The organism is Microbacterium sp. EST19A, from assembly GCF_019969685.1.
Taxonomy (GTDB): Bacteria; Actinomycetota; Actinomycetes; order Actinomycetales; family Microbacteriaceae; genus Microbacterium.
Genome location: NZ_JAHXYZ010000001.1, coordinates 947,613 through 960,836 on the forward strand (window position 1 = coordinate 947,613; position 13,224 = coordinate 960,836).

Here is a 13,224-nt window from a genome sequence, read left to right on the forward strand (position 1 = left end):
TTCGCCCGCCCGTATCGTCTCTTCCTCGGAGGGTGCGTCTCGGCGCCTTCGGAACGGGGGAGACGTGGCAGAGCCGGTGGGGGTGCGCGCGCGCCGATGACGGATTTCGGAGCACCGACGGATACCGATCGGTTGCTGCGGAACGCTCACGACCGTTATTCCGGCATGCTGCGAGGCTTCGTGATCTCGCTCCCCTACGACGCCGCCCTGGCGGATGACGTGGTGCAGGAGACGCTGCTGCGGGCTTGGCAGCACGCCGAGATCCTGACCAGACCCGAGCCGGTGGTGCGGGCGTGGCTGTGCAAGGTGGCGCGCAACATGGTCATCGACGATCTGCGCAGCGCCAGGAGACGCCGCGAGATCGTGGTGGAGACGCTGCCGGAGTCCGCGCACGACGACGACACCGACCGGCTGTTCGAGCGCTGGATCATCGCCGAAGCGCTCTCCACGCTGCCCGCCGACCAGAAGGCCGTCATCAGCGGCGCGTACCACGGCGGCAGGAGCGTCGCGCAGCTCGCCACCGAATTCGGCATCCCCACCGGCACCGTCAAGTCGCGCCTGCACTACGGCATGCGCGCCCTGCGCGTCGCCCTGCAGGAGAGAGGCGTCGTCTCATGATCCCCGACGAGTACACCGAATGGGACGCGGCCTACGTGCTCGGAGCTCTCAGCGTGAGCGATCGCCACGAGTTCGACCGTCACCTGTCCGGATGCCGGTCGTGCCGGCAGTCGGTGAACCAGCTGGCGCCTCTTCCCGGCATGCTCGCCGCTGTCCCGTCGCCCGCCGTGCGGGCGACGCCTCCGGTGGCGAGTGAAGCGGATGCCGCGGCATCCGCTTCCCGTGCACGCACGGCACGCGCCGAACGCGTGCACCGCCGGAAGCGGACGCGCAGGACGCGGGTCGCCGCAGTCGCGCTGGGCCTGATGCTCCTCGGCGGGGCCGCCGGCTACGCCGTCACGATGCACGTGGGCAGCACGGTCACCGCGACCGAGTCGCTGCGCCTGAAGCCGGTGGCGGACAGCGGCGTGCAGGCCGACCTGTCGATCACGACCCTGCGCGGGAGCACGCGCCTCGACTGGTCCTGCTCGTACCCGCCGGGGATCCCGCTCGGGCACGACTATGAGCTCGCCGTCGTCGACGCCGACGGCATCCGCACGGTCGTGGCGACGTGGGCCGGCGACGGCACGTCGCGCACCGCGGGCCTCTCCGCCACCACAGCCACGCCGGCCGACGAAATCACCCGGATCGAGCTGTCCGCCGCGGCCTCCGGTCGGCTCCTCGCCGCCACCGACCACTGACCGCCACACACCGAGAACACACCCACACCGGAGGAAATCATGTCCACACGCACGGAGATCACCCGCACCGCACCCGCACGTTCCGCCCTCGACGCTCCCGCTGCCCGCGTGTTCATCGCCCTCACCCGCATCGCCCTCGGCTTCGTCTACCTGTGGGCGTTCGTCGACAAGCTCTTCGGCTTCGGCGTCGCGACACCGCCCGAGGGTTCGGTGCTGGCGGGCCAGTCGCCGAGCGCCGGCTACCTCAGCCACACCGAGGGCGCACTGTCGGGCATGTTCCAGGCCCTCGCGGGCAATCCGGTCGTCGACGTGCTGTTCATGCTCGGCCTCGGCGCCGTGGGGGCGGCGTTCATCTCGGGGATCGGCCTGCGTCTCGCGGCCCTCGGCGGCACCTTCGTGATGGGCGGCATCTACCTCAGCATGCTGCCGCTCTCGAACAACCCGATCGTCGACGAGCACCTCCTGTACGTCCTGATGGGCTGGATGCTGGCTGCGATCGGCGCCGGATCCGCGCTGGGCCTCGGTGCGTGGTGGCAGTCGCTGTCCTGGGTGCGCGGGCGTCGCTGGCTGTACTGACGCCGATCCCATCCGCCGGGCGATCGGCGACGAACAAGACGCATGCGCCGTCTCCGATCGCTCGCGTCCGTCGTCGCCCTCGCCCTGGGCCTCACCGCGTGCAGCGCCGCGCCCGTGCCCGACGTGTCTCCGACGCCTGCCAGCGGGCCGGTCGTCGCGTTCTACGGCGACTCCTACACGCTCGGCACCGGGGCGAGCGACCCGTCACTGCGCTGGTCGACGGTCATCAGCGCCGAGCGCGGGTGGAGCGAGTTCAACCCGAGCGTGAACGGACTGGGGTTCGTCAACCACCGCTCGGACTTCGGTGAAGACGATCTCCCCGAGCTGGTCATCGATTCGCAGCCCGACATCGTCTTCGTCACCATGGGCCTGAACGACAACTTCAGCTACGACCGAAGCGCCGACCTCATCCGCGAGACGATCACCGCAGACCTCACCCGTATCCGCGACGCGCTGCCCGAGGCGCGGATCATCGTGGTCGAGCCGTTCTGGTACACCGACACGCGTCCGGAATCGCTGGAGACGATCATCGGCTGGGTGGAGGCGGCCGCCGCCGAGATCGACGCCGACTGGATCCCCGGGGCGAGCCACTGGCTCGACGGCCACTACGCGGGGTCCGACGACAGCTGGATGGCGTCTGACGGCCAGCATCCGAATGATGATGGGTACGCGCACATGGCCGAGGAGATGGATGCCGCGCTGGAGATGCTCGATCCGCAGTTGTGATTCACATAACGACAAGCTTCGTTGATCTAAAAGCCATTTAGATCAAGTGTCCTTAATCTGAAATGAGGGCACGTCCACACCGATCCCGGCTGGAGATCGCCCTCCGCGTGATGCGCGTCCTGGGGCTCATGGATGCGGTGGTCAGCGCCACTGATCCGTTCACGACCGATCGCGGCCGAAGGCCAACGTGATGATCGGATCCTGCAGGACCTGCGGTCAGCGATGGTGGGCTGAATCCCACTCATTGAAACCGTCGGCCTCTGCGCGCCATTGAATGAAAGCGCACTATGCCGGCGCGTGGGCTCGGTGGAGGGTGGCCGCAGTGCGCCGGCAATGAGGCCGGCCTCGACGGAAAGGCCCCGCATGTCGATACGCGAGTCGATAGACAGCGCACCTCTGAGCAGATATCAGATGCTCGTCATCTCCATCTGCCTCCTCATCGTCCTCATCGAGGGCTACGACCTCCTGCTGATGGCGTTCTCCGCCTCGTCCGTCGCGGCGGAGTGGTCGCTCAACGGAGCCCAGATCGGCATCCTGCTCAGCAGCGTCGGCGTCGGCCTGGTTCTCGGGTCGGCGTTCCTCGCGCCTCTCGCCGATCGGATCGGCCGTCGGCCGATGACGCTGATCGGACTCGGGATCATCATCGCGTCGATGGCCATCTCGGCGGCGACGATCAGCATGCCGCAGCTGGCGGTCGCCCGGTTCGTCACCGGCATCGGCGTCGGCGGGCTCGTGGCCGGTCTTCCCGTGGTCATCTCGGAGTTCTCCTCCCGGCGACGGCGCGCCACCATGATCGCGATCGGCACCGCCGGCCTCCCGATCGGCGGCGTGGTCGGAGGCTTCGTCGCCGCGATCGTGCTGTCGACCCTCGGCTGGCGCGCGAGCTTCCTGGTGGGAGCCGCCCTCACGATCGTGGCGTTCGTGCTGGTGCTGTTCGCCCTGCCCGAGTCGATCGACTTCCTCGTGTCGAAGCGTCCGAAGAACGCCGTCGAGACGATCAACCGCACTCTGAAGCGGATGAACCTCGCCCCGATCACCGAGCTGCCGGCCGTCAGGGAACGCCCGAAGAACGCGATCAGGACGGCGATCTTCACAGGGCGGAACGGCGTACGCTCCGCCCTGCTCGGCTTCGCCTTCTTCGTGATGATGGCGGCCTTCTACTTCGCGAACGGCTGGACCCCGCGCCTGCTCGAGCAGGCCGGCGGCTCCGCGGCGCAGGGCATCAGCGCCGGCATCCTGCTGAATCTCGGCGGAGCGGCGGCGGCACTCCTGTTCGGGGTCTTCGCCATCTTCATCAAGAACCGCCTGCTGACGATCATCTCGTTCGCCGGCGCCGCAGCGGCGTTCCTCACCATGGGACTCGCATTCGGCAGCTTCGCACTCACGCTGACGCTGGCGCTCGCGGTCGGCGCGCTGATCCAGGCCTGCGCCACCGGTCTGTTCACACTCGCGCCGGAGTGCTACCCCGCGGAGGCCCGCACGACCGGAGTCGGGTGGGCCGTGAGCCTCGGCCGCATCGGTGCGATCATCTCGCCCATCCTCGCGGGCGTCCTGATCGACCGCGGCTGGACCGCCCCGTCGCTGTACATGCTGTTCGCCCTGCCGCTCGTGCTCGGCGGCATCGCGATCGTCGCCCTGCGACTGCGGCCGCGCGAAGAGGCGCCAGCGGATGCCGGTGCAGCCGTCTCGGCGGAGGCGACCTCGTCCGCCGTCCGCGCCTGACCTGCACCACCGACAGCTGCGAAGAAGCCCCGCGCATCCGAGATGCGCGGGGCTTCTTCGTGCCAGGTGGGTTCAGGCGGTCAGGCGCTGCGTGATGCGGCCGAGGCCCTCGATCTCGGTCACGAGGGTCTCCCCCGCCACGAGATACCGGTTGGGCTTCATGCCCGCCCCGACGCCGGGAGGCGTCCCCGTGAAGATGACGTCTCCGGGGAGCAGCTCCACCGTCTCGGACAGCCGGCTCACGAGCTCGGCGACCGGGAAGATCAGCTGCGCCGTCGAGCCGTCCTGCACCCGCGTCTCGGTGCCGTCCGCCCCGATGATGGTCGTGGAGACCGCGAGCCGGTCGGGGTCGGCCAGCTCGTCGACCGACACGATCGCCGGGCCGATGGGTGCGAAGCCCTCGAACGACTTGCCCATGCTGAACTGCGCGGGCGTGCCCTGCCACTGCACCGTGCGCTCGGAGAGGTCCTGCCCGACGGTGAAGCCGGCGATCCGCTCCCACGCCTCGGCGATCGGGATGCTGCGCCCCCCGCGACCGATGACGACGACGAGCTCGGCCTCCCAGTCCACTGTGTCTCCGGGGAGCCGCACCGAGATGTCGGGGCCGGCGATCGATGAGGCGAACTTCGTGAACACGACCGGGTGCTCCGGGATCGGAAGTCCTGCCTCCGCCGCATGATCGGCGTAGTTCAGTCCGACGCCGATGACCTGCCTCGGACGCGGCGACGGGGCGCCCAGGTCAGCCGAGGCGAACGCGGCTGTACCCTCGGCCGTCGCGACGTCGACGGCATCCGCCCACGCCGTGAACTCCGCCCAGCGATCGAACACGGCGGCGGGATCAGCGCCGAAGGCTCCGGCGCTGGCGGTCTCGACATCGAGCGCGCGCTCGCCCTCGACGAGGACGAGCCGACCGGCGAGGTTCGCGATGCGCATCGGTCACCACACCTCCGGCAGGAAGATGTCTTCCGGGATCACATCGGGCAGATACTCGCCCGCGCGGGTGCGCTCGTGGATCTCCTGGAACGACAGTCCTGCCTCACGAGCCGCGACGAGCTTCTCCGAGTCGAAGAAGGTGCCGATCGGGTTCTCGGCGAACTCCTTCGCGTTGGCGATCCACTCGCTGGAATCCGCCCAGTCGCCGAAGCCGTCGACCTGGATCTCAACGCCGTTGCCGTCGGGGTCCTGGTAGTAGACCGACATCGTGATGCCGTGGTCGAGCTGCAGGAACGGCAGGATGCCGTGATCGCGCAGCCGGATGTAGTTGTTCATCCACATGTCGAACGTCGAGAACTCGAACGCGGTGTGGTGGATGCCGGTCTCGTGCCCCTTGTCGGTCGGGTGCTTGAGTCCAGGAGGGGACAGCAGGGCGATGCGGTGGTTGGCGTCGTCGTTCGTCAGCCAGGATGCCTCGTCGCTCTGGAACACGGGGCGCAGTCCGCAGACGAGTCCGTACCAGTTCACCATCTCGTCCATCCGGAGGGTGGTGAACGTGGTGTGGTGCAGCTTCGGCGGGTTCGCGGGCCAGTGGGTGGCCTTGTTGTCCGGCATTTCTCTCTCCTTCGAGATCGGGGGTGGTTCAGAGGGTCGGTGAGACGAGGTCGAGTGCGGCGGCGATCTGCGCATCGGGGCCGATGCCGTGCAGGCGATACATGTCCTGCAACGTGCCGGTCTGGCCGAACTCGGTGACGCCGAGGTTCACGCTGGGGACCCCGCGCACGGCAGCGAGGAAGGCGAGGGAGTGCGGATGCCCGTCGAGCACGGTCACCATCGGCACCGCCCGATCGGCCGGCAAGACCTGATCGAGGATCCATGCCTCGCCGTCCCCTCTGCCGCTGCGTGCGCGCGTGGCGCGGTACAGCCGGTCGGGGCTCGTCACGCAGATGACGTCGGCGGCGATCCCGAGCTGTGCCAGGCGGTCAGCCGCGGCGAGGACCTCGGGCATCAGCGCGCCCATGCCCACGAGCGCGACGTCCGGGTGCTCGGCGCGACGCAGCACGTACGCCCCGGCCGTGACCTGACGGCGACGGCGCTCGCGCGCGGCCGGGTCGGCGGGAACATCGGCCAGCCCCTGGTCGATCACCCGGGAGCTGAGACGGAAGTAGCTCGACGAGCCGTCGGGTCGCCCCAGCCGCGACATCGCGTCGAGCATGCACCATTCGAAGTCCTGCGCGAACGCCGGTTCGAAGGCGACGACGCCCGGCTGCTCGATGCCGATGGACGGCGTGATGATCGACTGGTGCGCGCCGCCCTCGGCCGCGAGCGTCACGCCGGAGGGAGTGCCGACGAGGATCGACTGTCCGCCCGCGTAGACCCCGAACGACCACGGCTCGAGCGCGCGGGTGACGAACGGATCGTAGAGCGTGCCGATCGGCAGCAGCGGTTCGCCCCAGCGGCTCCAGGTGGCACCGAGTTCGCCGAGCAGGCCGACCAGGTTCACCTCGGCGATACCCAGTTCGACGTGCTGACCCGACGGCCGCTCGTCCCAGTGCAGGATCGTCTCGGCGTCGTCGGCGAACCAGTTCTGCCGGGCGGTCGGCGACCACACCCCGACCTTGTTCACCCAGCCGCCGAGGTTGGTACTCGAGGCGACGTCCGGCGCCACGGTCACGACCCGTCGCGCGGCATCCGGGGCGAACCTGCCGAGATCGAGCAGCAGCCTGCCGAGGCCCTGCTGCGTGGAGCTGTGCCCGCGGATGTCTCGTCCGAAGTCCTCGGGAACAGCGGGCGGAGCGGTCGGATGCACCGGCTCCCGGCCGAGACGCTCCGCGACGCGGGCACAGAGCGCGGCCTCCGCGGAATCCCCGGGGAACGACCGCCAGCGATCGTCGGTGCTCTCGCCGAGCTGCTCGGCGACCCAGGCAAACTGCTCGGGCTTGAGCAGGTTCGAGTGGTTCTGCGGATGCCCGGCGCTGGGCAGTCCGTTGCCCTTGATCGTGTAGGCGAAGATCACCGTCGGACGGGAGTCGTCGATCTGCCCGAAGGCGTCGATCAGGCTGGGGATGTCGTGACCGGCGAGACCGCGGATGACCCGCAGCACGTCGTCGTCGCTGAGGTCGGTGAGGAGCGCGGAGACGTTCTCCGCGCCGGCGCCGGTGCCGGGAAGCCGCACGCGCAGTTGTTCCGCCGAGCAGCGCAGCAGCCGCTGATACTCCGGGTTCGACATCTCGTCGATCCGCTGCTTCAGGTGCTCGCCACCGGGTCGCGCGAAGAGCTCGGTGAGGAACGACCCGTACTTGAGGGTGATCACCTGCCAGCCCGCCGCCGCGAACATGGACTGCAGCCGGGTCGCCGAGATGTTCGGCACGACACGATCGAGAGACTGCCGGTTGAAGTCGACGACCCAGACGATCTCGCCGAGGTCACCCACCATCTGGTCGAGCACGGCCTCCCACACGGCGCCCTCGTCGAGTTCGGCGTCGCCGACCAGGCTGTACTGCCGACCCCGTGGGAGAGGTGCGCCGACCGTGTCGGCCACGAAGCGGCGTGCGATTCCGCCCCAGATCGGCGCGGTGGCTCCGATGCCGACGGAACCCGTGGAGTAGTCGACCGTGTCGGGGTCCTTCGAGCGGCTCGGGTAGCTCTGCAGACCGTGGAAGCCGCGGAGAGTCTCGAGCTCCTCGGGCGCAAGCTCGCCCAGCAGGTGGTTGATCGCGTGCAGCACGGGCGACGCGTGCGGCTTCACCGAGACCCGGTCGTCGCTCGTGAGGGCGGTGAACCACAGCGCCGTCATGATCGTCACCATCGAGGCGCTCGACGCCTGGTGCCCGCCGATCTTCAGGCCGTCCGGGTCTTTGCGGCTGCCGGCGTTCGCCGAGTCGATGATCGCGGTGGCCAGCCAGAGGACCTTCTTCTCGATCGCACGCAGAGTGTCGAGCTCGGTGGGAGCCGCACTCGCCGGTGCCGCGAGGGAGGGTGAGTTCATGGTCGGACTTCCTTGTTCGATCGCAGGATATATCTTATACCGTAGCGATTGCAGTCGTGGCGAGCAAGTGCGGGGCCCCGGGCCTGGCACCATAGGGAGAATCACCGAAGGGAGATGGCATGGCCATCGAAGGGCAGTTGAGGTCGGTGGCCTCAGCCAACAGCTCCGCCGTCGACCTGGTGACGGCGGAGATCCGTCGCGCGGTGTTGACCGGATCGCTCGAGGCGGGCAAGCAGTTCTCGATCCGGGACCTCGCCGCGCAGCTCGGCGTCAGCCACATCCCGATCCGCGAGGCGCTGCGCCGCCTCGAGTCGCAGGGGTTGATCGTCATGCGCCAGGCCCGCGCGGCCAGCGTCGCGCCGCTCAGCACCGACGACCTCGCCGCCATCTACCGCCTCCGCTACGTGATCGAGCTCCCGCTCGCCGGATCGTCGGCCGGCGCACGCAGCGACGCCGAGATCGCCGAGCTCGACGCGCTCCTCGAACGCAGCCGCGACCTGGATCCCGACATCGCCTGGCAGGCGCACTACGACTTCCATGAGGCGCTCGTGCGCCCGGCCGCGAACGCCTGGGACGACCGCGTGCTGCACACGCTCTGGATGGCAGCGGAGCGCTACACGCACCTCGTGTTCGACCCGACGCGCATCACCGAGGAGGAGCGCGCTCGCCGCTACGAGACCCACCGCCTCCTGCGGGATGCCGCGCTCGTGGCCGACCCCGCCGCGATGTCACAGGCTCTGCGCGATCATCTCAATGCGAACGAGACGCGCATCCGCGAGCACATCGCGCCCCTCGAAGCGGCTCCGTAGAACCGGGGCTTGTGCGCTGTCGGCATCCGCGCTTAGCATGCAGGATATATCGTAGCGAGTAGCGAGGAGCGTCAATGCCTGCCCTGATCCTGGGCGCCACGGGGAACATCGGACCCCATGTCGTCGACGAGCTCCGCCGGCTCGGCGACACTCCCCGCGTCCTCGTGAGAGACGGCCAGCGAGCGCGCGCGCTCTTCGGGCCCGACGTCGAGGTCGTCGCCGGCGATGCCACCGACTCCGACGCGATCCGCGCGGCGGCCGAGGGGATGGACAGCGTGTTCCTGCTCTCTCCGCACAGCTTCACGATGGCCGACCTCCAGCTCGGCGTGATCCGCGCACTGCGCCGCACCGGCATCCGCATCATCAAGCTCTCGGGCACCGCCTCGGCGATCACCCCCGATGGCCCGCTCGCCTGCCGCGAGCACTGGGAGATCGAGCAGGTCCTCGAGGGGAGCGGCCAGCCCTTCGTGATCCTCCGGCCCAACTCCTTCCTCCAGGTGCTCGTGGGCAAGCTGATGCTTCCGGGCATCCACTCCACCGGGAAGATCATCAACCCGCTCGGCACCGCGGGCATCAGCATGATCGACGCGCGCGACGTCGGGGCCGTCGCGGCGCGTGTGCTGACCAGCCACGCCTGGGACGGTCAGACGCTGTCCCTCACCGGACCGCGACCCGTCACCTATGCGGAGATCGCCGAGGCGGTCTCCGCACGGCGCGGCGTTCCGGTCGCCGTCGCCGACGTCACACTCGATCAGGTGCACGCGTCGCTGACCGCGAACGGAATGGCTCCGTGGGAGGCCGAGCACTTCCGCGAGATGTACGAACTCTTCGCTGCGGGCGCCTCCGCCTTCGTCACCGACACGGTCCGCGAGGTCACCGGGAACGAGCCCCGCACGATCGAGGCGTATCTCGACGAGACGCTGGCCGCAGAGCCGGTGACCGCATGAGCGCCTGCCTTCCCTGCGACCTCGAAGAAGCGGATGCCGCAGCACAGGTCTATCGCGACGACGACTGGTCGCTCGATGTCGCGGCCCCGTACGACGCCCCCGGCTGGTACATCCTCCGGCTGCGCCGTCACGCCGAGGGGTGGGAAGGCCTCTCCCCCGACGAGGCCGCCGGCTTCGGTGTCATCTCGCAGCGCGTCGTCGCCGCCATCCGTGCGGTCACCGGTGCCCCGACCGTCTACTTCCTGAGCTTCGGCGAGAACTACTCGCACTTCCACTTCCTCGTGATCGCGCGCGAACCGGATCTGGCGCCCGAGCACCGTGGCGCCGGCATCCTGGCGCTCCGCGAGGAACGCCGCGATCCGGCCGCATCGCTCGCCCTCGCGGTCGACGTGCGCGCCACCCTGACCTGAACCCTCACCACCCACCCGAAAGGACGATGATGTCCACTCCGTTCACCTTCACCACCTCCGATGGCCGCACCTTCACCGGCCGACGCAATGCCGCAGAACCGGCGGCCGGCGGACCGCTCGTGATCGCCCTGCACGGCGGCACGTACACCTCCGAGTACTTCGACATCGCCGGGTACTCGCTGCTCGACCGCGGCGACGAGGCCGGTGTGCCCGTCATCGCGCTCGACCGACCGAACTACGGCGGCTCCAGCCCGCTTGAGAGCGAGGGATCGATCATCCTCGACAACGCCGAGGTGCTCTCGACCGCGATCGGCGAGATCTGGGAGCAGCAGGGCGGCGCGGCATCCGGTGTCGTGCTGATCGCCCACTCGATCGGCGGGGCGATCGCCACGGCCATCGCCGCCTCGCAGCCGTCGTGGCCGCTGCTCGGGCTCGCGACGTCCGGATGCCTGGTGCGCGTGCCGGCGGAGTCTGCGGACGCCTGGGCGGCTCTGCCGCCGATCCCGATGATCGATCTGCCCGTTCCACTGAAGGACCAGCTGATGTTCGGTCCGGCCGAGACCCTGGCCGACGACATGCCGGCGGCCAGCCACTCGTCGAACACCCTCGTGCCGAAGGCCGAGCTGCTCGACATCACCGGCTCGTGGATCGACCGCCGCGCCGAGGTGTGCGGCCGGGTCACCGTGCCCGTGTTCCACCGCCCGGGCGAGTTCGATGCGCTGTGGATCACCAGCCAGGACGAGGTCGACGAGTTCGCGGCCGGGTTCACGGCGGCGGCATCCACCGACATCGCGCTGCAGACCGGCAGCGGCCACTGCATCGACTTCCACCTGCCGAGCCGCGAGTTCGAGGATGCCGAGCTGGCGTTCGCGAGGTCCGTCGCGGCATGAGGCTCAGGGGGAACACGGTCCTCATCACGGGCGGCGGCTCGGGGATCGGGCGGGCGCTGGCCGAGGCCTTCCTCGCCCGGGGCAGCACCGTCATCGCCGCCGGCCACCGGGCCGACCAGCTGGCGGAGGCGGCCGCGGCGAACCCCGGACTCGACACGGAACTCGTGGACGTGTCGGATGCCGCGAGCATCACGGCCGCGGCATCCGCCGTGCTCGCGCGGCATCCGTCCCTCAACGTCCTGATCAACTGCGCCGGTGTCATGATCGACGACGACGTGAGCGCCGTCGTCGCCGAAGAGGACCTGCTCATGGTGGTCTCGACCAACCTGCTCGGGCCGATCCGGATGGTCTCCGCGTTCGTCGAGCACCTGCGCGCGACGCCGGATGCCGTGATCGTCAACGTGACGTCGATGCTCGGCTATGCGCCGCTCGCGCGCTCCGCCCTCTACTCGGCGACCAAGGCGGCCATGCACTCGTACACGCTCTCACTGCGGTACCGGCTCGACGGCACGGACACCGAGGTGGTCGAGATAGCCCCGCCGCTCACACGCACGGCGCTGCAGCCGGTCAACCTCACCGATCCCCGGTCGATGCCGCTCGAGGACTTCCTCGCCGAGACGCTGCAGGCTCTGGAGTCGGGTGACCCCGAGGCCTACGTCGCCCGCGCCCGCGAGCGCCGAGACGCGCAGCGCACCGACGACATCGGGGCGACCACCAGGCTCAACGACCTGATGAGCGCCCCGCTGCCGGAGGACCCGAGTCAGACGACCTGAGCACCGCCGATCCACACGCCGCGGATCTGACGGACCGCGGTGATGTCGGCCGTCGGATCGCCGTCGATGAGCACGAGGTCGGCGCGGAGTCCCGGTGCCACCCGCCCGCGGTCGTGCAGGCCGAAGATCCTCGCGGCGTGCGAGGTGGCACCGTCGAGCGCTTCCGCGGGAGAGAGACCGGCGGCGACGAGCCGACGCAGTTCGTCGTGCAGACCCTCGCCGAACGGCACCTGGTACGGCGCGCCATGGTCGTCGTTCGCGTCGGTCCCGACGAGCACGGTGCTGCCGGCATCGCGGAAGGCGCGCACGGTGGTCTCGGCGAAGCGGTACTTCATCCGAGCAGCGGGCACGAGCGCGCCGACGACCTTCATCATGAGCTTCCCGCCGATCGTCTCGACGACGCCGTGCATCATGCCGAGCGTGGGGATGATGACGGTGCCGTGGGCCGTGATGAGCGCCTTCGTCTCCCCGTCGAGCTCGCCGCCGAGGGCCGCATGCGTGACGACGTCGACGCCGGCGTCGAGCGCGGATCGCAGCGTGTGGGCGCTCACGACATGCGCGATCGTGAGCAGATCCGCGTCATGCGCGGCGACGACGATCGCGGCGATCGTCTCGGTCGGCAGCGGCTTCGCTCCGGGGAACTTCGGATCCTCGATGAGGATCTTGATGTAGTCGGAGCCCTCGGACTTGCGCTCGGTGACGAATCGCTTCGCGTCGCCCGGACCGTCGACACCGCTCTTCGGCGGCATCCCCATCTTCACGATGAAGTTCGACCCCGGGGCGCTCGCCGAATGCCCCGAGCTCTTGAGCGTGGGCAGGCCGGGGAGGCCCTGCAGGCCGTGCAGCACATCGAGGTCGGGCGAGCCCAGGTCGATCAGCGTGGTGACGCCGACGGCCCTCGCCGCTTCGAGATGCTCCCTCGTGCGCGCGTGCACGTGCGTGTCGATCAGGCCGGGGAGGAGGGCGCCGCCGTCGGCGTCGATGATCTTCGCCCCCTCGGTCGACGTGCCCTCGCTGACGACGCCGTCGTCGATCACGACCGTGGTCGGCGCGCCGAGCGCCCCTCGATCGAACACGCGGACGTTCGTGAAGGCGGTGCGCGTGGGCTGCGGCGAGGTGGCGTCTGCGGGCATCTCATCATCCTGTTCTCG

At 69.5% G+C, this 13,224-nt stretch carries 14 protein-coding genes; 10 read left to right on the forward strand and 4 right to left on the reverse strand.

Annotation, left to right across the window (positions count from 1 at the left end):
- Positions 1–96 precede the first annotated feature (96 nt).
- From LC452_RS04700 to LC452_RS04720, 5 genes are all read left to right on the forward strand, one after another.
- Positions 97–618 (forward strand): sigma-70 family RNA polymerase sigma factor, encoded by a 522-nt coding sequence (locus LC452_RS04700; RefSeq protein WP_223622869.1) that lies wholly within the window; start codon positions 97–99, stop codon positions 616–618.
- On the forward strand, positions 615–1,298 hold the full coding sequence (locus tag LC452_RS04705) for a zf-HC2 domain-containing protein (protein ID WP_223622870.1): 684 nt from the start codon (positions 615–617) through the stop codon (positions 1,296–1,298). Before LC452_RS04700 ends, LC452_RS04705 begins: the two co-directional genes overlap by 4 nt.
- 39 nt (positions 1,299–1,337) lie before the next feature.
- Positions 1,338–1,874 carry a hypothetical protein gene (locus LC452_RS04710; protein WP_223622871.1) on the forward strand — a complete coding sequence of 179 codons (537 nt, stop codon included), beginning with the start codon at positions 1,338–1,340 and terminating at the stop codon, positions 1,872–1,874.
- 42 nt (positions 1,875–1,916) lie between these two features.
- Complete coding sequence (locus tag LC452_RS04715; protein ID WP_223622872.1) at positions 1,917–2,600, forward strand: SGNH/GDSL hydrolase family protein; 684 nt, start codon at positions 1,917–1,919, stop codon at positions 2,598–2,600.
- A gap of 411 nt (positions 2,601–3,011) precedes the next feature.
- The gene (locus LC452_RS04720; RefSeq protein WP_223622873.1) at positions 3,012–4,322 is read left to right on the forward strand and encodes an MFS transporter; all 1,311 of its coding nucleotides are present in this window, start codon (positions 3,012–3,014) and stop codon (positions 4,320–4,322) included.
- A 72-nt stretch (positions 4,323–4,394) separates the two neighbouring features.
- On the opposite strand, the gene LC452_RS04725 is transcribed toward LC452_RS04720, so the two are convergent.
- Genes LC452_RS04725 through LC452_RS04735 form a run of 3 tightly spaced genes read right to left on the reverse strand, consistent with a single transcriptional unit; the run spans position 4,395 to position 8,244 of the window.
- The gene (locus LC452_RS04725) at positions 4,395–5,255 is read right to left on the reverse strand and encodes a fumarylacetoacetate hydrolase family protein (RefSeq protein WP_223622874.1); all 861 of its coding nucleotides are present in this window, start codon (positions 5,253–5,255) and stop codon (positions 4,395–4,397) included.
- A gap of 3 nt (positions 5,256–5,258) precedes the next feature.
- Positions 5,259–5,870, reverse strand: coding sequence for a VOC family protein (locus tag LC452_RS04730; protein ID WP_223622875.1), 612 nt, complete (start codon positions 5,868–5,870; stop codon positions 5,259–5,261).
- 28 nt (positions 5,871–5,898) lie between these two features.
- Positions 5,899–8,244 carry a transketolase C-terminal domain-containing protein gene (locus LC452_RS04735; protein WP_223622876.1) on the reverse strand — a complete coding sequence of 782 codons (2,346 nt, stop codon included), beginning with the start codon at positions 8,242–8,244 and terminating at the stop codon, positions 5,899–5,901.
- A 119-nt stretch (positions 8,245–8,363) separates the two neighbouring features.
- On the opposite strand from LC452_RS04735, the gene LC452_RS04740 reads away from it, so the two are divergent.
- From LC452_RS04740 to LC452_RS04760, 5 genes are all read left to right on the forward strand, one after another.
- The gene (locus tag LC452_RS04740; protein WP_223622877.1) at positions 8,364–9,053 is read left to right on the forward strand and encodes a GntR family transcriptional regulator; all 690 of its coding nucleotides are present in this window, start codon (positions 8,364–8,366) and stop codon (positions 9,051–9,053) included.
- A 74-nt stretch (positions 9,054–9,127) separates the two neighbouring features.
- Positions 9,128–10,000: an NAD(P)H-binding protein gene (locus tag LC452_RS04745; protein ID WP_223622878.1), complete on the forward strand. Its 873-nt coding sequence runs from the start codon at positions 9,128–9,130 to the stop codon at positions 9,998–10,000.
- On the forward strand, positions 9,997–10,410 hold the full coding sequence (locus tag LC452_RS04750) for an HIT family protein (protein WP_223622879.1): 414 nt from the start codon (positions 9,997–9,999) through the stop codon (positions 10,408–10,410). The genes LC452_RS04745 and LC452_RS04750 overlap by 4 nt, the downstream gene beginning before the upstream one ends.
- 29 nt (positions 10,411–10,439) lie before the next feature.
- Positions 10,440–11,300 (forward strand): alpha/beta hydrolase, encoded by an 861-nt coding sequence (locus tag LC452_RS04755; protein WP_223622880.1) that lies wholly within the window; start codon positions 10,440–10,442, stop codon positions 11,298–11,300.
- Positions 11,297–12,073, forward strand: coding sequence for an SDR family oxidoreductase (locus LC452_RS04760; RefSeq protein ID WP_223622881.1), 777 nt, complete (start codon positions 11,297–11,299; stop codon positions 12,071–12,073). The genes LC452_RS04755 and LC452_RS04760 overlap by 4 nt, the downstream gene beginning before the upstream one ends.
- Here LC452_RS04760 and LC452_RS04765 read toward each other — a convergent pair.
- A complete protein-coding gene (locus LC452_RS04765) occupies positions 12,061–13,206 on the reverse strand; it encodes an amidohydrolase family protein (RefSeq protein ID WP_223622882.1) in 1,146 nt (381 codons plus the stop codon). The two genes, LC452_RS04760 and LC452_RS04765, sit on opposite strands and share 13 nt — an antisense overlap.
- Positions 13,207–13,224 lie beyond the last annotated feature (18 nt).